This window comes from Microbacterium shaanxiense (assembly GCF_054779995.1).
The window spans coordinates 564,980-584,472 of the sequence record NZ_BAAGXE010000001.1; the positions used below are offsets into that span (position 1 = coordinate 564,980).

Genomic DNA, 19,493 nt, shown 5'->3' on the forward strand with positions numbered 1-19,493 from the left:
AAAGAAATCATTCAGAATCGAGCTAGAGCCGGCCGGCGGCCTTCAACTCGAGATAGCGGTCGGCGATCTTCGGCGGCAGCGCCTCAGGATCTGCCGTGATCGCCTCTCCGCCTGCGCGCCTTACGGCGTCAGCCACGTTCTCTGCGTCGCGCAGGGTGCGCTCCGCGGCCGCCGCGAGGTAGATCTCCTCGCGGGAACCCCGCTTCTTCGCCAATTCGCCGACCGCGTCATCGGTCACGGAGCCGACCAGCACGGTCGTCGCCCTCGAGGGATCGGGGAAGGCGCCGAGGAAACCCCGGGCGGATTCCGCGGCATCCTGCGCGGTGAGCACGACCACGAGCGATGGGCGGGTCGTGAGCGTGCGGATCGCCGCGAACGCACCGGACCAGTCCGTGTCGACGAGCCGCGCGTGCACTGGCGCCATGGCATCCGTCATGGCGGGCAGGAGTCCTGCGCCGTCGATGCCGGTCACGCGTGCGCGCACGACACGGTCGTAGAGCAGCAGATGCACATGATCGCCTGCCCGCGTCGCGAGGGCCGCGAGCAGCAGAGCGGCTTCGAGCGAGGCATCCAGTCTCGTGCCGTCGCCCACGCGCGCGGCGGCCGTGCGTCCGGTGTCGATCAGGATCACCACGTGACGGTCGCGCTCAGGACGCCACGTGCGCAGCATGGTCGTGCCGGCCCTGGCCGTCGCCCGCCAGTCGATCGAGCGCACATCGTCGCCGCGCACGTACTCGCGCAACGAGTCGAACTCGGTGCCCTGTCCTCGCACCTGGATGCTCGTGTTCCCGTCGAGCTCCCGCAGGCGGGCGAGCCGTGACGGCAGGTGTTTGCGCGACGCGAAGGCAGGGAGCACGCGGATCGCTCCGCGCACTTCATGCCGTGCTTGACGACCGCCGAGGCCCAGCGGCCCGCGAGAGCGGATGAACACGAAGTCGCTGACCAGCTCGCCGCGGCGACGGGGGAGCAGCGGAACCTCGATCCGACGTCGTTCACCTGCGGGGATCTTCGCACGTAATCGGGCAGGATCGGCTCCTGCCGTCGGCTGCCACGCGTCGCGCAGCAGCGCGTGCAGAGTCCGCGATCCGTGATTGTGCACGGAGATGCTGGTCTCCAGGGGCTCGCCCATCCTGGCGCGCGATGGCACGCGCCTGGTCACGGTCACGGAGCGCGCGCCGGCCGCAGAGACGATGTCGACGGCGAGCAGGACGGCGCACAGCAGCAACCAGCCGGACAGCACGACCCACACCGGCGCCCCCGCCGCGGTGAACGCGACGAGGGGGATGACGCCGAGCCCGATGGCGACGGCGAGACGGCCGGAGACGAACACCTTAGATCGGCACCCTGGTCTGCTGGATCACGCTGGCGAGCACGGCATCTGCCGATACGCCCTCCATCTCGGCGTCCGGTCGCAGCTGCAGGCGGTGGCGCCACACGGGAACGAGCATCGTCTGCACGTGATCCGGCGTGACGGCGGTCGATCCGTTCAGCCACGCCCATGCCTTCGCCGCGGCCAGCAGGCCGGTCGAGGCGCGAGGGCTGGCGCCGAGCTGCACCGAGGGCGACTGGCGGGTGGCTCTGGCGAGATCCACGACGTATCCGAGCACCTCGTCGGTGACCTCGACTCTGGATGCCGCATCCTGCGCCGCGCGGATCTCGTCCGCCGTCACGGCAGCCTCGACGCCGGTGAGCTCGCGAGGTGAGAAACCACCGGCGTGCAGCCGCAGCACGGTGACCTCGGCGTCGCGCTCCGGCATGCCCACCACGAGCTTCATGAGGAAGCGGTCGAGCTGAGCCTCCGGCAGGGAGTAGGTGCCCTCGTGCTCGATGGGATTCTGCGTCGCCGCGACGAGGAACGGATCCGGCAGATCTCGACTGGTTCCGTCCGCGGAGATCTGACGCTCCTCCATCGCCTCCAGCAGCGCTGCCTGCGTCTTGGGCGGAGTGCGGTTGATCTCATCGGCCAGCAGGACGTTGGTGAAGACGGGGCCCTGTCGGAACTCGAACTCGCCGGTGCGCGCGTCGTACACGAGGGAGCCGGTCACATCTCCCGGCATCAGGTCGGGCGTGAACTGCACGCGCTTCGTGTCGAGACCGAGCGCGCGTGCGAACGAGCGCACCACGAGCGTCTTCGCGACGCCAGGCACACCTTCCAGCAGCACATGCCCGCGGGAGAGCAGACAGACCAGCAGTCCCGTCACGGTGCCGGCCTGCCCGATGACGGCCTTGTCGACCTCGGCGCGCACACGATGCATCGCCGCACGCAGCTGCGCCTCATCTGGCGTGGCCGCGGAAGAAGCGGGGGAGGTGTCGGTCACGGTGTGTTCCTTTCCACGTGCACAGCGGCATCGACCGCTGCTTCGAGCTCGGCGAGCCGCCGTGCGGTGTCGATCAGTTCGGCGTCGTTCGCAGGCAGTGCACCCGCGAGCAGATGATGCAGGGAGCCGCGCGGAACGCGGAGCCGGTCGCTGGCGGCGTCGGCGATCTCGTTCGGCGTCGAACGCGCCGTCAGGCCCAGACGCGACGCGAGGCGGCGCAGCGATCCGTCGCGCAGCGCCTGCGCGGCGTGAGCGGCGTCGGCGGCCTTCGCGGTGAGTCGCGCGCGCCCGTGCATGGTCTCGGACGCTCTCACCGTCACGGGCAGCGTCTCCGCGACAAGAGGGCCGAAACGCTGCCCGCGGGAGATGCCGGCGACGATTCCGGCGAGCAGCAGAAGAAGGATGGCCGGAGTCACCCACTGAGGGGTCAGCGTCGCGAGGGTCTCGGGACTCTGCGCCTCGATGTCGCTGTCGCCGAACGAGGGGACGTACCAGACGACGTGGTCGCTCTGACCGAGCAGGGCGAGTCCGAGTGCGGCGTTCCCGTCCTCGGTGAGGTGCTCGTTGCTGAACAACGTGCTGCCTTCGATGAGCGAGACGCGGCCGTCTCCGCTGTCGTCCACGAGCAGAGCCGCAGCGCCGTCGTCATCGATGTAGCATCCGGTGACGCCGGCGGCGGGGATGAAGAACCGGTCGGGATGCACTGCTCCGACGTTCGCGAGCTCCGGCAGCCCGCACTCCGCGGTCAGCGCGGCATCGGACGCGGGCGGGGCGTTGTCACCCAGATCGAGGATGCGCAGGAGCCTGCTCGCACTGGACAGGATGACCGTGCGCTCGGCCGGGCCGACGAGATCTTCGACGGCCTGATCGGACAACGCGAAAGGATCGGCCATCACGAGCGTGCTCTCGTCGCCGAGCGCGGACGCGGCTTCGGCCCGCGTACGTGCGACCGTGATGTCGACGCCTTGATCGCGGAGCAGCTCGGCGAGGGCCAGAGCGCCCGATTCATCAGCGCTCTCGGGGTCGAGCGCACCGCGCGAATCGGGGGTACGGGTGGTGATGCTGCCGACGAAGAGGGCGAAAACGATCACGAGCACGGCGATGAGCACCCATCCCAGCGCGGAGCGCAGGCGCCCCTTCTCGCGCACGGCCGTGCTCGGGGCGACGCCGACTGCGGCTTCCGGCTCGAGTGTCGTCGTCATACGGATGCCGCCTCGAGAACGGCCGGGTGAAGCGATGCCAGGCGGTCGTCGATCTCGGCCAGCGCGCGGTAGCTCCGTTCGGTCGCCGGGCGGCGCAGATAGCGCACGTCGTCGAAAGCACCGGCGGCCGCGGTCAGCGCCTCGCGCTGCGCGCTGAAGGCCGCAGCCGCTTCACGCGCGATCGCCTGCGCGGTCGCACCGGGAGCCGGGTCGATGATGTCGCGTTCGAGCAGCGACCGCGCCAGCGCGCGGAAGCGCAGCACGGTGGCGGTGTCCCAGTCGCCGTCGCGTGCGCTTCGTGCGGCATCCGCCCTGAGCTGTGCAGCGGTGCGTCGATCGCGCGCGCCGAGCAGGTCGCTCTCGCGCTGCCTGACCCGTCGCGACACGCGTGGTCGCCCCCAGAGGATCAGCACGGTGATGAGGGCCGCCACGATGACCACGGTCACGATGATCAGTGCCACGTTGCCCGCCTGCTCGCCGGTGTCCTGAGAGAACAGGCTGCCGATGAACTCGGCGACGTCCTCGGCGAGGTAGTCGAACCACGTCGGCTTGGCGTCGGCGTAACGCGGATCCTGGAGCTCCTGCTCCGCCCACCGCTGCGCCTCGTCGCCGTCGGGCGCGTAAGGATCGATGTCCAGCCGGATCATGCACTTCCAGATCCGGGAGGAGCCCAGGGGCTCTCGCTCTCCGGAGGGATCGGCTGAGCGGCCGCCGGGGGATTCTGCGGAGACCGGGGTGCAGGAGGCGGCGGTTGCGTGCCGTACGGCGGTTGCTGCGGAGGGTAGGGCTGCGACGCCGGCTGCTGCGGATACGGCTGCTGCGGATACGCCTGCGTCGGGTACGGCTGCTGCACGGGGTACGGCGGTTGCGGCTGCGCTGGGTACTGCTGCGGCGGGTACTGACCCCACCCGACCGGCGCCGACTGGTACGACGGGACGGGCTTGGGAGGCGGTGCGCTCGACACGGCACGCGCCGGGTCGACGGCGAACGGGTCTCCGAGCTCGTCCTCGCCCGCTCCGAGGTCTCGGCGCTCCAGATAGTTGATGAGACTGTGATCGAGCCCTTCGTAGCGCATCCGGCAGTCGAGATAGATGAAGACGCCGGCGGCGCACTGCACGACCACGGTGACGGCCTGCAGGACGTAGATCAGCAGTTGAGGAGCGAGCGCGGTGATCAGGTAGAGGGCGATCCCTGATGTGTCGTTGGGGCCGGTCGGCGCGATCACGGTGCCGAACAGCGACCCCAGCAGCGACAGCGGCATGCTCACCACGCTCACCGCGGTGCCCATGATCAGGTTCACGAGGAATATGACCCCGAACGCCGTCCAGAACCGGCCGCGCGTCAGACGCCAGGAGCGCACGATCGCCGCGCGGATGCCGGCGCGTTCGAGCACGAGGATCGACGGTACGAGCAGCAGCTTCGTGCTCAGCCACACCCACAGCGGGATCATGCCGAGCACAAGCAGGATGCCGATCACCACGGTGAGGCCGACACCCTCTGCGGATCCGCCGACCCCCGCCATGACGCCGAGGGCGATGATGCCGCCGATCACGGCGAGCAGTACGAGCGCGGCCAGCGCCTGCATCACGCTCCAGCCGACGAGGGGCCAGAACGCCGGGCGCATCAATCGCCAGAGTCTGCCCAGCGCCGGCTTCTCGCCCAGTGCGGCGTGGCCGACGTCTGCGGCGACGACGCCCTGCATGATGGCGGTGAACGCGAGACTCACGAAGCCCATCGCGAGCACGACCAGCGCATTGATCGCGACAGCGCCCCACATCACAGGCAGGAAATCGGGCGAACTGGGGGAGAGGGACTCCAGCCGCAGGAACGTGGCGACCAGGACGGCGCCGACGACCAGCGCCGTGATGACCGCCACGACGAGCTGGATCACGATCGCGAACCCGAACAGCACCTTCGGGTTGTGCCGGAGCGTGGCGAAGGGCTTGCCGAGCAGCACGCCGAAGGTGAGCGGATGCAGGGGGATGAGCCCGCGCTTGAGGGCGGGCGTCCAATTCTGCGCGTACGTCTGACCCTGTGCGCTCACAGCGCTCCCTCCTACGGTGCGAAACCATCGTGTCACACCCCAGGCTCCTGTCGAAGTGGCCACGGGGGCGCTACCGTGATCGAAACGTTGTCATGAAGTACGCTGGGAAGTGCTGCGCTCCACCGCGACCCGCAGGCGCCGCGCACATGCTGAGAAAGATGAGGCTGGGATCAGATGACCTCACGGATCCTCGTGGTCGACGATGACACCGCACTCGCCGAGATGATCGGAATCGTGCTGCGCACCGAAGGCTTCGAGCCGGTGTTCTGCGCTGACGGCGCGAAGGCGGTGGAGGAGTGGCGCACGCAGCGTCCGGACCTCGTCCTGCTCGACCTCATGCTGCCGGGAATGGACGGGATCGAGATCTGCACGCAGATCCGTGCCGAATCCGGCATCCCCATCATCATGCTGACCGCGCGCAGCGACACGGCAGACGTCGTTCGCGGCCTCGAGGTCGGCGCCGACGACTACATGGTCAAGCCCTTCAACCCGAAGGAGCTCGTCGCCCGAATCCGCACCCGCCTGCGGCCGGTGACCTCGACGACGAGTGAAGTGCTGCGCATCGGCGATCTCGTCGTCGACGTCGACGCGCACGAGGTGCGCCGCGGAACGACCCCGATCCCGCTCACGGCGCTCGAGTTCCAGCTGCTGGTGGCCCTCGCGTCGAAGCCTCAGCAGGTCTTCTCGCGGGAGATGCTGCTCGAACAGGTCTGGGGCTACCACTACAAGGCCGACACGCGGCTGGTGAACGTGCACGTGCAGCGGCTCAGGGCGAAGGTCGAACTCGACCCCGATCTGCCGAAGATCGTGATGACGGTCCGGGGCGTCGGCTACCGGGCCGGGAGCGTCGGCTAGGGGACTGCGTTGGCCGCGACGAGCGCGACGCCCACGACCGTCGCGCTGTGGCGCGACTGGCGGGGATGGCCGGAGACGATCGGCACCCTGTGGCGTCGTTCGCTGCGCTTCCGCATCATCTCCATCACCCTCCTGCTGACCTCATTCTCGATCTTCGTGACGAGCCTGATCATGGCGCTGGTCATTCAGAACAACCTCTTCGAATCCCGTCGGGACGAGGTCCTCAGCGATGCCCGAAGTGCGGTGGGCGCCGCGCAGCGGACGCTGGATTCCGCAGAGGTCGCGGATGATCCTTCCGCTCTGCGCGCACTGTGGCAGGACGTGCAGGAATCCATTCCGCGGGTGTCCTCGTCGTCGCTGATCGCCGTCTACGCGATCGACGCGCCGCCGGTCGGCACCGGTGTGCGGGGCTTCACGATCGGCGGCCTGAGCGCTGACCTGCTGAGTTCCGGTCTGCGCGAACGCGTCGTGTCGTTGCCGGACCGCCAGGCATGGCAGTCGGTCGCTCTCCCCATGGCCGACGGATCGACGGCCCCCGGCATCATCGTCGGGCAGCAGCTGATCGTGCCGGAGGCCGGCGCGTTCGAGGTGTACATCGCCTATGACCTCGCCGACTCGCAGCAGACGCTGCAGTTCGTGCAGAGCACGCTGTGGGCGGCCGGTCTCATCCTCATCGCCATCATCGCCGGCATCTCGTGGGTCGTGCTGCGCACCGTGTCCAAGCCCATCATCGAGGCGGCCGAGACCAGCGAGAGGCTGGCCTCGGGCGATCTGGAGGTGCGACTGCCGGTGCACGGCGAAGACGAACTGGCGACCTTGGCCCGTTCGTTCAACGCGATGGCCGACAGCATCGAGTCGCAGATCAAGGAGCTCGGCGAGCTGTCCCTGGTGCAGCAGCGCTTCGTCTCCGAAGTGTCGCACGAGCTGCGCACGCCGCTCACGACGATCAGGCTCGCCGCCGACATGCTCAACGACCAGCGCGATCAGTTCGATCCGACCACGAATCGCACGGCCGAACTGCTGCACACGCAGGTGCAGCGCTTCGAGACGCTTCTCGCCGATCTCCTGGAGATCAGCCGCTACGACGCAGGGTCCGTGCAGCTGGAGCTCGAGGCGACGAGCCTCGCCACCCTCGCGGAGGATGTGATCGAGCAGATGGAACCGCTCGCCGAAGGCCGCGGCTCCGAGCTGCGTCTGGTCGCTCCCGGTGGTTACACGCCCGTCGACATGGATCCGCGTCGTGTGCGCAGGGTGCTGCGCAATCTCGTCGGCAACGCGATCGAGCACGGCGAGGGCCGACCGATCGTCGTCACGGTGGACAGCAATCAGCACGCTGTCGCCGTGGGCGTGCGCGACTTCGGCCTCGGCATGGATCCGGACGACGCTCAGCGCGTGTTCGACAGGTTCTGGCGTGCCGACCCCTCTCGCCAGCGCACCATCGGCGGAACCGGGCTCGGGCTCTCGATCGCCCTGGGAGACGCACGCTTGCACGGCGGCACGCTCGCGGTGTGGTCCGAACTCGCCGTCGGGACCAACTTCGTTCTCACGCTGCCGCGTCAGCCGGGAGACATCGGCGGACCCTCGCCGGTCTCGCTCGAACCGGAGGAGGCGCTGCCCGACGTCAGCCCTGCGACGGAGCCGATTCAGCTCACCGAGCTGCGCGAACTCTATTTCACGGATTCCATCCCGACCGGAGAGGAGGACCGCCCATGACACGTGGACGTCGAGGTCTCCTCGTCGGTGCGCTCACCGTGTTCGCCGTGCTGCTGTCGGCCTGCGCCGCGTTGCCGACGTCGGGCGAAGTGAAGTCCGGCCTCATCCTGGACGAGGTCGATCTGCCGCCGGACATCAGCCAGATCGCCGCGGGACCGTTGGAGGGGGCGAGTCCGGCGGAGATCGTCGAGGGCTTCCTCGATGCCGCGCTCACCCCTGCGGAAGGATGGAAGACCGCTCGCGAGTTCCTGAGCCCGGATCTCGCGGAGACGTGGCGTCCAGGCGCGGGGGTCACGATCGACTCGGGCGCCGCCGCGAGGGAGTTCACGGCGGACGTCTCCGGCGCCGGCGACCTGGCGCAGGAGGGCGATGTCCGCGTCCTGCTCGACCAGACCGCCAGCGTCAACGAGTTCGGCGCCTATTCGGAGTTGTCGGGAGACACCTCCGTCGTTTCGTTCGAGGTCGCCAAGAATGACGACGGGGAATGGCGGATCACGGTCGCGGCAGATGGCATCATCCTCGACGCCGAGGCGTTCCCGCAGGTGTTCCGCAGCTATGCGCTGCACTACTACGACCAGAGCTGGACGCATCTGGTTCCCGACACCCGGTGGTATCCGCGGCGTGGGCAGATCGCGACGACGCTGACCCAGGCGCTGCTGTCGGGCGCGCCGAGTCCGTGGCTCGCCCCTGCCGTGCGCAGCGCCTTCCCCAGCGACGTGTCGCTCGCCCGAGATTCGGTCCCCGTCGACACGGACAAGGTGGCCACTGTCGAGCTGACGGCGAGCGCTCTCGCTCTGGATGCCACCGCGCTGGCCCGCATGCGCACGCAACTGGAGCAGACTCTGCGTCCCGGCGTGACCGAGGTCCGGCTGATGGTCAACGGGCGCGACCTGAACGCCGGACGCGCGACGATCGAGTCCCCGCGAACGGAGACGGGGACGGTCGTGCTCACCGAGTCGGAATTCGGTCTCTACCTCGGCGATGAGATCTCGCCGTACCCCGGGATCTCGGAGGATCTGGTCGAGCTCGCCGACTCCGTGGTGTCGGTCGACGTCTCGAGCGACGACACGCGCGCGGCGGTCAAGCTGGACGACGGCGGGGTGTACACGGTCGCGAACGGACGCGTCGACCAGCTCGATACCAGGGCGGGACTCGTCGAACCGTCGATGGATCTCTACGGCTACACGTGGTCGGTACCGGCGGCGAGTCCGAAGGCCCTCACCGCCTGGCGATCCGATGTGACGCCGGTCGAGATCGGAAACGCTTTCCCCGATGCCGCGTCGATCTCGCACCTGCGCGTGGGACCCGATGGCGTCCGCGTCGCCGCTGTCGCCTCGATCGGCGGGCAGCAGTGGCTCGTCGTGGCGGCGATCATCAGGGACGACGATCAGGTGCCGGTCGAGTTGGGCCCCGTGCACACGGTGGCCCAGTTGGATGGCACGGCGCTCGGATTGAGCTGGGTCGCGGAGGACGATCTCAGCGTTCTCGTGGACTCGGGCGGAAGCCGGGTCGTGCTGACGCAGGACGTCGGCGGCACGGGGACGTTCTCCGCGGCGCCGGGGGCGTCGGTCTCGATATCCGGTGGCAGCGCGGCGTCCGCGGTGCGCATACTCGACTCGGAAGGCGTGCTCTTCGCGCAGCGCGGCACGACGTGGCAGATGGGGCTCTCCGGTGTGCTGGTGCTCGGCACGCACGCGGGGCAGTAGCACTGCACGAGACCGTGCCTGATCCGGTTCTGCACGGATCGTGATCCAGGGGCGTCACGGCGGCGAGGACCGGGTGCAGGCTCGAGAGCATGCCTGGCTCACAACGACGGAACGCGCTCGTCGACGAACTCGCCGCCTTCGTGATGTCAGGATGCTGTGCGGGGTGCGATGTCCTCGGAACACTGCTGTGCGATGAATGCGAACGAGCTCTGCTCGCGACTCCGACGCGTCGGGCGACGCCGGGCGGGCTCGGCGTGGTGGCGGCACTCGCCTACGAAGGGGTCGCGGCACGATGCATCCGCAGCCTCAAGGAGGACGGCGAGACGGTCCTGGCCAGGCCGCTCGGCTCGGCACTCTCGGTGGCCGTGGACCAGGCGCGGGGGAGCATATCGAATCTGTCCTTCGTGCCGGTGCCGACGGGGAGGGCAGCATTCCGACGCCGAGGCTATCGCGTGCCGGAACTGCTGATCCGTCGTGCGGGGCTTCCGGTGTCGAGAGTCTTGAAGAACGTGCGGGTCACGGCCGATCAGCGCGGACTCGGGATCGCCGAGCGCGAACGGAACGTGGTGGGGAGCATGCGCGCGCGACACGCCCGGGATGCGGGTGACGTGCTGCTGATCGACGACGTCGTGACCACCGGAGCCACTCTCGACGAAGCGGCCCGCGCCCTCACAAGCGCGGGATTCCGGGTGCATGGCGCCGTGGCTCTCGCCGCCACACCTCGACATAGCCGATTCCCGGGAAACGCATCGTGAATGAACCGTGACATCCATCGGAACGGAGACTACGGTAGGGGGTCACAAGGCGACCACGGTCCGCCCTTGGCCGGGAGGACCGGGACAAGGAGACAGCAATGGAAACAAGCATCGTTGGCGTCGGAGTGGGAATCACCGATCGCTTCCGAACCGTTGTCGAGGAGAAGATCGCCCGCGTGCAGCCGCTCGCCGCCAAGGCGCAGCGCCTGGACGTGAAAGTCACGCATCGCGCCTATCGTGGCGGGCGTGTTCCGGACGAGACCGTGGAACTCACGCTCGTCGGGAAGGGCCCCGTGGTGCGAGCGGAGGCCGTCGACGGCGACAAGTTCGTGGCTCTGGATCTCGCCATCGACAAGATGTCGCAGCAGCTGCGCCGTGCGAAGGAGAAGCGCGTCGATGGGCGTCAGCACCCTCGCGGAGCGCATTTCGAGAAGGGCAGTGGCTCGCTGGAGGGGATCGATGTCGAACCCGCATCCGCGGACATCCTGCACGCTGTCGCGACCGGAACGGTGCCTGTGCAGAACGAAGAGGAAGAGGCGTACTCTCCCGTCGTCATCCGCACGAAGAACTTCGATGCGGAGTGGATGACGGTCGAGGAGGCCGTGGACCGGATGGAGCTCGTCGGACACGACTTCTTCCTGTTCGTCGACGTGCGCACCGATCACCCGAGTGTGGTCTACCGGCGCAAGGGCTGGGACTACGGTGTGATCTCGCTCACGGCGCAGGCTCCTCCCGCAGAAGCTCTCGCGTCCTGAGACAGAGGTCTTGAGGCACGAGAAGGGGCCCGGCATCCGCGGATACCGGGCCCCTTCTCTCGTCGCTCAGTCGAAGATGCCGTCGAGGATGCTCCCGATGACGAGGCCGCCCATGATGCCGCCCATCACGTCGCCGCCGCCACCTCGGCGTCCGCCGCCCCAGCCGCCGCCCCAGTCCTGCTGTTGCTGCTGCGGCCGCGCCGAATCGATGTCGCGCTGCGCGAGCTGCAGCGCTTCGGCGGCGAGCTGCGCGACGCGACGTGCGCCGGCCAGTGCCTGTTCGCGCGTGTCCTCCGCGGCCATGAGCTCGGGGATGTCGATGCGCAGTCGCTCGGCCTCGGCGAAGCGCGTGCGCGCGTCGGCGCCGATCCACCCGCGGTGCCCTGAGATCAGTCCGCGTGCGACGCCGAGCTGCCGATCGGCGTCGTCCAGGGCATGCTGCACCTGAGCGATGCTCGGCAGCGGATTCTGAACGCGATAGTGCGCCTTGGCGATCGCGTCGTCGAGCGCGGTGTTGGCCGTGCGAAGTCGGGTGAGCTCGGCGAACGGGTCGTTGCGCGAACCTGCCGGCTCCAACGAGTCCAGAGCCTTCTCGAGCTCGGCCGTGGCCTCGGTGACAGCCGGCACCTTCGGTGCGGTTCGCGCGGCGATGATGTCGCCGCGTGAATCGGCGACGACCTCGGCGAGCGTGGACTCTGCGCGCAGCGCCTCGATCTCGAAGTCCTCGACGGCGTCCAGCAGTGCACCGACGCGACGGATGGCCTCCGTCGCGGTCTCCAGCGCGAGGTTCGCCTCCTCGTTCTGCCTCGCGGCGCGTCGCCGCTCTGCGACGTCGGCACCGTGCGTGGCGAACGCGATGAGCTGCTCTGCTTCGTCGGCGCTGTTGCGGATCTGGTGCAGCGCGCTCTCGGCGTATCGCGTGGAGAGGCGCTCGATGATGTCCCTGGCCTGCGGCAGTCGAGCCGACAGCTTCTCGGCGTCAGTGCGCACCTTCTCGCGCACCTCCGGCGCGCGGCGCACCTTCGCGATCGATTCGGCCAGTGCCGAGGTCTTCTCGTCCAGCAGGTCTTCTGCCCAGTCGCACAGCTGCACGATCCGAGCGTTGCGCGTGCGGAGCTCCTCGTCGGTGTCCGGGATCTCGTCGTGGTTGAGCTGGTGCAGCTGGAACGCTTCGCGCAGGTGCGTGCGAACCGCCTCAAGGGCTGCCTTCATGTCCTTCGTGAGCGACAGGCCCAGCTCGGCCTCGGCGAAAGCGAGCTCGTCGCCCGCTGTGCGGATGCGCTCGTCCGCAGCGACCAGCGCCTGCTCGGCCTTGCGTGCGAGATCGGCGTCCTGCGCTGCCTGGGCAGCTTCTTCTTCGCGCTTGCGCTTACCCCAGAATCCGGCCATGGGTCGATCTTAGTGACCCATGGTGATCAGGAGGCTGAGCATCCGCTCCGGGCGAAATTCATACGGGGCACGAGGTGGCGGAGGCGCTCTTCACAGGGCGCCCGCGTTTGGGTCGTTCGGCCGAGAGCTCGACGCCGATCGCGTGATGCGGATGCTCGGAGAGGCGCTGCTCCACGCGATCGAGCCAGCGCAGCTCTGCTTCCGCGCTGAAGAGCATGGCATCCGCGATGAGTGCGGCGGCGAGTCCATCCGACGGGGCCTCACGCAGCGACCGCGCGCGAGCCTCGGACTCGGAACGCTGCGCACGGATCAGCGCACCGGCATCCACACCCGGCAGCGTCGCGGCCACTGCGAGCTTGATCGCGAGCTCGTCTCGGGCCGCCTCGCCCCGCACGACGGGGGAGGAGAACCATCGGGCGACCTCTGCGGATCCGGCATCCGTGATGTGCCAGTAGACATGACCCTGCTCGTCGGCCTCACCGCGGCCGACGAGTCCGTCGCGCTCGAGACGTTCCAGCGTGTTGTAGATCTGACCGACGTTGAGTCGCCACGTGGACCCGGTTCGACGGTCGAACTCGTGGCGCAGCTGGTATCCGTAGCAGGGACCCTGATCGAGGATGGCGAGCAGGCTCTGACGTACCGACATGACGACCTCCTGAAGTGCTTTCCCAGCATATGCATACTCGGCAACGCCGCAGGAATGGCGAATCCAGAGGATCCAAAGGTCACCGGCCGGTAACATAGCGAGGTATGCCCCGGTACCGAAGCCCGATCTGGGTTGCCGGGTTCACACCCACAACAGGGAGATGACTTAAGTGGCGAATCCTCTTGAGAAGCTGCTGCGAGCCGGCGAGGGCCGTATCCTCCGCCGCCTGAATCAGGTCGTGAAGGCCGTCGGCGCGCTGGAGGAGGACTTCGAGAAGCTCACGGATGAGGAGCTCTCGAATGAGACCGCTGAGTTCAGGGAGCGGTTCGACAAAGGCGAGACGCTCGATCAGCTGATGCCGGAGGCGTTCGCAGCCGTCCGTGAAGCCGCCAAGCGCACCCTGGGCATGCGCGCCTACGACGTGCAGCTGATGGGTGGAGCCGCCCTCCACCTCGGCAACATCGCCGAAATGAAGACGGGTGAGGGCAAGACGCTCGTCGCGACCTTCCCGGCCTATCTGAATGCGATCGCCGGCAAGGGCGTGCACATCATCACGGTCAACGACTTCCTCGCCTCCTACCAGGCCGAGCTCATGGGACGCGTGTTCCGGGCCCTCGGCATGAAGACCGGAATCATCGTCTCCGGGCAGACGCCCGCCGTCCGACGCGAGCAGTACGCCGCCGACATCACCTACGGCACGAACAACGAGTTCGGCTTCGATTATCTGCGCGACAACATGGCGTGGCGCAAGGAGGATCTCGTCCAGCGGGAGCACTTCTTCGCGATCGTCGACGAAGTGGACTCGATCCTGATCGACGAGGCGCGCACCCCGCTCATCATCTCGGGTCCGTCCTCCGGTGAGGCGAACCGCTGGTTCACCGAGTTCGCGAAGATCGCCCGCACGCTCGAGCCCGGCGAGGACTACGAGGTGGATGAGAAGAAGCGCACGATCGGTGTGCTGGAGCCCGGTATCGAGAAGGTCGAGGACTACCTCGGCATCGACAACCTCTACGAATCGGCCAACACTCCACTGATCTCGTTCCTCAACAACTCGATCAAGGCACTCGCCCTGTTCAAGAAGAACACCGACTACGTCGTCATGAACGACGAGGTCATGATCGTCGACGAGCACACCGGGCGCATCCTGGTCGGTCGTCGCTACAACGAGGGCATCCACCAGGCGATCGAGGCCAAGGAGGGCGTCCCGGTCAAGGCGGAGAACCAGACTCTCGCGACGGTGACGCTGCAGAACTACTTCCGTCTCTACGACAAGCTCGCCGGCATGACGGGTACGGCCGAGACCGAGGCCGCGGAGTTCATGTCGACGTACAAGCTCGGCGTGGTGCAGATCCCCACGAACCGGCCGATGATCCGCAAGGACAACGCCGACCTCGTGTACAAGAACGAGACGGCGAAGTTCGCGCAGGTCGTGGAGGACATCGTCGAGCGTCACGAGACCGGGCAGCCCGTGCTGGTCGGCACGGTCAGTGTCGAGAAGAGCGAGTACCTCTCCCGGCTGCTGGCGAAGAAGGGCATCAAGCACGAGGTCCTCAACGCCAAGAACCATGCACGTGAGGCCGAGATCGTCGCGCGCGCCGGACGCCTGGGCGCGGTCACCGTCGCGACCAACATGGCCGGCCGCGGCACGGACATCATGCTGGGAGGCAACGCCGAGTTCCTGGCGGTGCAGGAGCTCAAGTCCAAGGGGCTCGACCCCGCCGAGACCCCGGAGGAGTACGAGGCCGCCTGGGACGAGACGTACGAGGCGATGAAGGCCGTCGTCGCAGAGGAGAGCTCCAAGGTCACCGAGGCCGGCGGCCTCTACGTGCTCGGAACGGAGCGCCACGAGTCGCGCCGCATCGACAACCAGCTTCGCGGCCGCTCCGGCCGCCAGGGCGACCCCGGTGAGAGCCGGTTCTACCTCAGCCTCACCGACGACCTCATGCGCCTGTTCCAGTCCGGCGCAGCCGAGGCGATCCTCGCGCGCACCAACTTCCCGGACGACGTCCCGATCGAATCCGGTCTGGTCTCGCGGGCGATCCGCAGCGCGCAGTCCCAGGTCGAATCCCGCAACGCCGAGATGCGCAAGAACGTGCTGAAGTACGACGACGTCCTCAACCGTCAGCGCGAGGCGATCTACGCCGACCGCAGGCACATCCTGCAGGGCGACGACATCGCCGGCCGTGTTCAGCACTTCATCGAGGACGCCATCACCGGCGTCGTCGCGGATCACACCAGTGCGGGCCACAACGAGAGCTGGGACTTCGACGCGCTCTGGACCGAGCTCAAGACGCTGTACCCGGTGAGCGTCACGATCGATGAGGTCGTCGCCGAGGCCAGCGGACGCAAGGGCGGAATCGACGCCGACGGACTCACCAGGGAGCTGCTCTCCGACGCGAAGATCGCGTACGAGAAGCGCGAGGAGACGCTCGGCGAGGCCGCCACCCGCGAGCTGGAGCGTCGCGTCGTGCTGCAGGTCCTCGATCGCCGCTGGCGCGACCACCTCTACGAGATGGACTACCTCAAGGACGGCATCGGGCTGCGGGCGATGGCTCAGCGCGACCCGCTGATCGAGTATCAGCGCGAGGGCTACGCGATGTTCCAGTCCATGATGGGTCAGATCAAGGAGGAGTCGGTCGGCTACCTCTACAACCTCGAGGTCGAGGTGCGCCGCGCCGGCGATTCGGAGACCACCGAGGTCGAGGCCAAGGGCCTCGCGACCGACGGCGGAGAGCAGCGGCTGGAGTACTCAGCGCCCAACGACGCCGGTGAGGTCGAGGTGCGCAACGACCGCGGACAGGTTCAGCAGTCGGCGACGGATCGTCTGCGTCAGGCGGCCGCTGCCGCTGCCGCATCCGACGGAGAGCCCCCGGTCGCGCCCGAGCAGGGGCCGCGCGGCGCCTTCGGCCAGCGGACGGATGCCGCGGCTCCTGCCGCAGGCAACCGCGAGCAGCGACGGGCGCAGGGCAAGAAGAAGAAGTGACAGCGGGCTGAGCGCCGTCGCGTGGGCGGCGCTCGGCACCCGGCGCGTGCCGGTAGGATTTCTCAATGACCCCTTCACGCCACTTCGACCAGTCGTCGAAGCTCAAGAACGTCCTGTACGAGATCCGCGGCAAAGCGCTCGTCGAGGCGGCACGGCTGGAGGCGGAGGGCCACAACGTCCTCAAGCTCAACACGGGCAATCCGGCGATCTTCGGGTTCGAGGCGCCGCATCAGATCGTGCACGACATGCTCGCCGCGCTTCCGACCGCGCACGGCTACAGCGACAGCCGCGGCATCGTCTCCGCGCGACGTGCGGTCGTGAGCCGCTACGAGCAGATCGAGGGGTTCCCGCCGTTCGACCCGGATGACGTGTACCTCGGCAACGGCGTCTCAGAGCTCATCACGATGACGATGCAGGCGCTTCTGGATCAGGGCGACGAGGTGCTCATCCCCGCTCCGGATTATCCCCTGTGGACCGCGATGACGAGCCTCGCCGGTGGCACGCCGGTGCATTACGTCTGCGACGAGCTCAGCGGTTGGGAACCCGACCTGGAGGACATCCGCTCGAAGGTGACGCCTGCCACGAAGGCGATCGTCATCATCAACCCGAACAACCCCACGGGTGCCGTGTACTCTCGGGCGGTGCTCGAGGGGCTGGTGCAGATCGCCCGCGAGAACGAACTGCTGATCCTCTCGGACGAGATCTACGACCGGATCCTGTTCGACGACGCCGTCCACATTCCGACGGCGACGCTCGCACCGGATCTGCTCTGTCTGACGTTCAACGGGCTTTCCAAGACGTACCGGGTCGCCGGCTTCCGCTCCGGTTGGATGGTCATCACCGGACCGCAGGACCACGCCAAGGGCTTCCTCGAGGGCATCACACTGCTCGCATCTACCAGGCTCTGCCCGAACGTGCCCGCTCAGCACGCTGTGCAGGCCGCCCTGAGCGGTGTGCAGTCGATCGATGCTCTCATCGCTCCCACCGGGCGTCTGCTCGAGCAGCGCGATGTCGCCTGGGAGGGACTGGAATCGATTCCCGGTGTCTCGTGCGTCAAGCCTCTGGGCGCCCTCTACGCGTTCCCGCGACTGGACCCCGACGTGCACGAGATACACGACGACGGGAAGTTCGTCTACGACCTGCTCGTCTCCGAGCACATCCTGCTCGTGCAGGGCACCGGGTTCAACTGGCCCACTCCGGATCACTTCCGAGTGGTGACGCTGCCCGAACCCCGCGTGCTGGGCGAAGCCATCGAGAGACTCGGGAACTTCCTCGCCGACTATCGGCAGTGAGATCGGCGTAGGCCGCCCTCGACGGCTCCAGACTCGCGGCGAGACGACGCACAGCAGCCACCAGCACGGAACGCGGTGTCACGTCGGCCATCGGCCGCGCGTGCAGCAGCGCGGCGTCGGCTGCGCGCGGATCGAGAGGCAGGAAGGCCACGTCCGTGATGCCGGCGAAACGCTCCAGCGCACCTCGGATCTGTCCTCGAGCGTCGATACCGAGCGGTCCGGGGCGCACCTGGTTCGCGACGACCGTGATGCGGGCCGCGGGGCCGACGAGCCTGCGCAGTTCGGCGTGATCCCGGAGGAACCGCGATATGGACAGGGGGTCGGCCGCTGTCACCGCCACGATCACATCGGCCTCGCGCAGCACGGTCGTGGTGGCGGCGTTGCGCCGCGGTCCTGCGAGGTCGTCGGTGATCTCCTCATCGGCATCGAACGCCGCGGACACGTCGACGACCGTCGTGTCCACCCACTCGCGGCAGACCTGAAGCGTCGCACTCAGGCGCCTTGCCGCGATCTCCGGCCAGCGGGAAGGCCTGTTGAGCCCGCCCAGAACCTCGACAGTGCCCCCGCTCGTCTCGACCTCGGTGGCGAGCCGGCCCAGCTCCGCGGCATCGAGTCCGCCGAGTTCGGCGCGACGGCACGCCGCGGCGATCCCGGGGGCGTCATCGCCGAGTCCGAGCAGCAGCGCGAGGGACGGTGCCACCGTGTCCGCATCGACGAGCGCGCAGGTCTGGCCCGTTCGAGTCAGTTCGACGGCGAGCTGGATGGCGACGGTCGAGCGGCCCGGCGCGCCGTGCGGACCCCACACCGCGATCACCCGACGCCTGGACGGCTCCGCCGGCGGTGAGGTGACCGGCGCCTCCTCGGACAGGGCATCGGCGATCTGCCAGGCGTCAGCATCCGCCGGGAGCGCCTCGGGAAGTCCGAACCTGCCGAGCAGGCGGGAATCGCCCGACCCGAGCGTGATGATCCGCACACCGGAACGGTCGCAGGCCTCCACCAGCGCGCTCGTCAGCGCGGCGCGGGTGGCGGGAAGGATCACCGCATCCGCCTCGGACAGGAGCGCGGAGGTCAGTTGCGACGGCTCGACGATTCCCAGGACCTGGAGGCCGTCGCGCTCGAGCTCGATCCTGAGGGCCGACGCCCGCGGTTCCTCCAGGCCGATCACGACCGATGTCATGAGCTGTGCCCGAGCGGGACCACGGAGAGCGCAGCGCCGCCGGTGATCGCCGCGAGGACGTCTGCGACGTCGGATCGATCGATGACGATCTCGAGCATCGCACTGCGCTGCGCGAGCATGCCATCGGTCTCGGGAATGGATGCGACGACGACGTCGGCGACGAGGATGCGCGGCGCGTCGAACTCCTCGGTCTCCGCCAGCCGCGGCGCGAACCACAGTTCGACGGGGGTGCCGACGGCGACGCTCTCCGGGATGCCGACGCTGCTCTCGACCACGATGCTGGTGGTGCGGCTGGACTGCGCGTCGGCCGCCGCGGTCGCGGGCAGGAGCTCGCCGTCCTCCAACGTGCGCGACGCGATCATGCCCGGCTCGAGATCCTGGGGCGCGAGGTAGCCGTCGACGACGCTGCCGAGGCTGACCTCGACGATGCGGAAGTCGTCGGAGATCAGCGCCTCGCCCTGTGCGATGGTGCGATCCGCCTGCAGCACCGGTGTCGTCTGGCGCGCCGACGACACGATCAGCCAGACACCGACGACGGAGAGGATCACCAGTGCGATGCCGATGAGGAATCGGATGTCGCCCCAGAAGGCACGCCGGGTGCGTGATTGGGTCATCATCCCCACATCGTCACAGAATCGGCGACGGGGAGTCGAAAGTT

At 68.2% G+C, this 19,493-nt stretch carries 16 protein-coding genes; 7 read left to right on the forward strand and 9 right to left on the reverse strand.

Annotated elements, in window-relative coordinates:
• Positions 1–22: 22 nt before the first annotated feature.
• The 5 genes from ACYVG2_RS02585 to ACYVG2_RS02605 are packed head-to-tail and all read right to left on the reverse strand — an operon-like array spanning position 23 to position 5,564.
• Complete coding sequence (locus ACYVG2_RS02585) at positions 23–1,330, reverse strand: DUF58 domain-containing protein (RefSeq protein ID WP_460779549.1); 1,308 nt, start codon at positions 1,328–1,330, stop codon at positions 23–25.
• A gap of 1 nt (position 1,331) precedes the next feature.
• Positions 1,332–2,255, reverse strand: a complete 924-nt coding sequence (locus ACYVG2_RS02590) for an AAA family ATPase (protein ID WP_259062196.1) — start codon at positions 2,253–2,255, stop codon at positions 1,332–1,334.
• Positions 2,256–2,314: 59 nt separating this feature from the next.
• A complete protein-coding gene (locus ACYVG2_RS02595; RefSeq protein ID WP_460779550.1) occupies positions 2,315–3,520 on the reverse strand; it encodes a DUF4350 domain-containing protein in 1,206 nt (401 codons plus the stop codon).
• On the reverse strand, positions 3,517–4,167 hold the full coding sequence (locus ACYVG2_RS02600; protein WP_460779551.1) for a DUF4129 domain-containing protein: 651 nt from the start codon (positions 4,165–4,167) through the stop codon (positions 3,517–3,519). Before ACYVG2_RS02600 ends, ACYVG2_RS02595 begins: the two co-directional genes overlap by 4 nt.
• Entirely contained in the window at positions 4,164–5,564 is a 1,401-nt protein-coding gene (locus tag ACYVG2_RS02605; RefSeq protein WP_460779552.1) for a glycerophosphoryl diester phosphodiesterase membrane domain-containing protein, read from the reverse strand. Before ACYVG2_RS02605 ends, ACYVG2_RS02600 begins: the two co-directional genes overlap by 4 nt.
• A 174-nt stretch (positions 5,565–5,738) precedes the next feature.
• Between ACYVG2_RS02605 and mtrA the strand changes: the two genes are divergently transcribed.
• The 5 genes from mtrA (at position 5,739) to hpf (ending at position 11,348) form a co-directional block, all read left to right on the forward strand.
• Positions 5,739–6,419 carry an MtrAB system response regulator MtrA gene (gene mtrA / locus ACYVG2_RS02610; protein WP_460779553.1) on the forward strand — a complete coding sequence of 227 codons (681 nt, stop codon included), beginning with the start codon at positions 5,739–5,741 and terminating at the stop codon, positions 6,417–6,419.
• 9 nt (positions 6,420–6,428) lie between these two features.
• Positions 6,429–8,132 carry an MtrAB system histidine kinase MtrB gene (gene mtrB / locus ACYVG2_RS02615; protein WP_460779554.1) on the forward strand — a complete coding sequence of 568 codons (1,704 nt, stop codon included), beginning with the start codon at positions 6,429–6,431 and terminating at the stop codon, positions 8,130–8,132.
• Positions 8,129–9,838 carry an LpqB family beta-propeller domain-containing protein gene (locus ACYVG2_RS02620; protein WP_460779555.1) on the forward strand — a complete coding sequence of 570 codons (1,710 nt, stop codon included), beginning with the start codon at positions 8,129–8,131 and terminating at the stop codon, positions 9,836–9,838. Before mtrB ends, ACYVG2_RS02620 begins: the two co-directional genes overlap by 4 nt.
• 89 nt (positions 9,839–9,927) lie before the next feature.
• Positions 9,928–10,593 (forward strand): ComF family protein, encoded by a 666-nt coding sequence (locus ACYVG2_RS02625; RefSeq protein WP_460779556.1) that lies wholly within the window; start codon positions 9,928–9,930, stop codon positions 10,591–10,593.
• 98 nt (positions 10,594–10,691) lie between these two features.
• Positions 10,692–11,348 carry a ribosome hibernation-promoting factor, HPF/YfiA family gene (gene hpf / locus ACYVG2_RS02630; RefSeq protein WP_448964922.1) on the forward strand — a complete coding sequence of 219 codons (657 nt, stop codon included), beginning with the start codon at positions 10,692–10,694 and terminating at the stop codon, positions 11,346–11,348.
• A 66-nt stretch (positions 11,349–11,414) separates the two neighbouring features.
• Here hpf and ACYVG2_RS02635 read toward each other — a convergent pair whose 3' ends face one another.
• Together ACYVG2_RS02635 and ACYVG2_RS02640 are read right to left on the reverse strand one after the other, a co-directional pair.
• Positions 11,415–12,737, reverse strand: a complete 1,323-nt coding sequence (locus tag ACYVG2_RS02635) for a coiled-coil domain-containing protein (RefSeq protein WP_460779557.1) — start codon at positions 12,735–12,737, stop codon at positions 11,415–11,417.
• A 58-nt stretch (positions 12,738–12,795) separates the two neighbouring features.
• A complete protein-coding gene (locus ACYVG2_RS02640) occupies positions 12,796–13,383 on the reverse strand; it encodes a PadR family transcriptional regulator (protein WP_460779558.1) in 588 nt (195 codons plus the stop codon).
• A gap of 169 nt (positions 13,384–13,552) precedes the next feature.
• On the opposite strand from ACYVG2_RS02640, the gene secA reads away from it, so the two are divergent.
• Together secA and ACYVG2_RS02650 are read left to right on the forward strand one after the other, a co-directional pair.
• Positions 13,553–16,366 carry a preprotein translocase subunit SecA gene (gene secA, locus ACYVG2_RS02645; RefSeq protein ID WP_460779559.1) on the forward strand — a complete coding sequence of 938 codons (2,814 nt, stop codon included), beginning with the start codon at positions 13,553–13,555 and terminating at the stop codon, positions 16,364–16,366.
• A 65-nt stretch (positions 16,367–16,431) separates the two neighbouring features.
• Complete coding sequence (locus ACYVG2_RS02650; protein ID WP_448964918.1) at positions 16,432–17,658, forward strand: pyridoxal phosphate-dependent aminotransferase; 1,227 nt, start codon at positions 16,432–16,434, stop codon at positions 17,656–17,658.
• On the opposite strand, the gene ACYVG2_RS02655 is transcribed toward ACYVG2_RS02650, so the two are convergent.
• Both ACYVG2_RS02655 and ACYVG2_RS02660 read right to left on the reverse strand, forming a co-directional pair.
• Positions 17,549–18,835 carry an AAA family ATPase gene (locus ACYVG2_RS02655; protein WP_460779560.1) on the reverse strand — a complete coding sequence of 429 codons (1,287 nt, stop codon included), beginning with the start codon at positions 18,833–18,835 and terminating at the stop codon, positions 17,549–17,551. The genes ACYVG2_RS02650 and ACYVG2_RS02655 overlap by 110 nt on opposite strands.
• Positions 18,832–19,452, reverse strand: coding sequence for an SAF domain-containing protein (locus ACYVG2_RS02660; RefSeq protein WP_460779561.1), 621 nt, complete (start codon positions 19,450–19,452; stop codon positions 18,832–18,834). The genes ACYVG2_RS02655 and ACYVG2_RS02660 overlap by 4 nt, the downstream gene beginning before the upstream one ends.
• Positions 19,453–19,493 lie beyond the last annotated feature (41 nt).

Coding starts and splice junctions, on each gene's coding strand:
- ACYVG2_RS02590 (WP_259062196.1), bottom strand. CDS start 2,255: ATGCATCGTGTGCGCGCCGAGGTCGACAAGGCCGTCATCGGGCAGGCC.
- ACYVG2_RS02595 (WP_460779550.1), bottom strand. CDS start 3,520: ATGACGACGACACTCGAGCCGGAAGCCGCAGTCGGCGTCGCCCCGAGC.
- ACYVG2_RS02600 (WP_460779551.1), bottom strand. CDS start 4,167: ATGATCCGGCTGGACATCGATCCTTACGCGCCCGACGGCGACGAGGCG.
- mtrA (WP_460779553.1), top strand. CDS start 5,739: ATGACCTCACGGATCCTCGTGGTCGACGATGACACCGCACTCGCCGAG.
- ACYVG2_RS02620 (WP_460779555.1), top strand. CDS start 8,129: ATGACACGTGGACGTCGAGGTCTCCTCGTCGGTGCGCTCACCGTGTTC.
- ACYVG2_RS02625 (WP_460779556.1), top strand. CDS start 9,928: ATGCCTGGCTCACAACGACGGAACGCGCTCGTCGACGAACTCGCCGCC.
- hpf (WP_448964922.1), top strand. CDS start 10,692: ATGGAAACAAGCATCGTTGGCGTCGGAGTGGGAATCACCGATCGCTTC.
- ACYVG2_RS02635 (WP_460779557.1), bottom strand. CDS start 12,737: ATGGCCGGATTCTGGGGTAAGCGCAAGCGCGAAGAAGAAGCTGCCCAG.
- ACYVG2_RS02640 (WP_460779558.1), bottom strand. CDS start 13,383: ATGTCGGTACGTCAGAGCCTGCTCGCCATCCTCGATCAGGGTCCCTGC.
- ACYVG2_RS02650 (WP_448964918.1), top strand. CDS start 16,432: ATGACCCCTTCACGCCACTTCGACCAGTCGTCGAAGCTCAAGAACGTC.
- ACYVG2_RS02655 (WP_460779560.1), bottom strand. CDS start 18,835: ATGACATCGGTCGTGATCGGCCTGGAGGAACCGCGGGCGTCGGCCCTC.
- ACYVG2_RS02660 (WP_460779561.1), bottom strand. CDS start 19,452: ATGATGACCCAATCACGCACCCGGCGTGCCTTCTGGGGCGACATCCGA.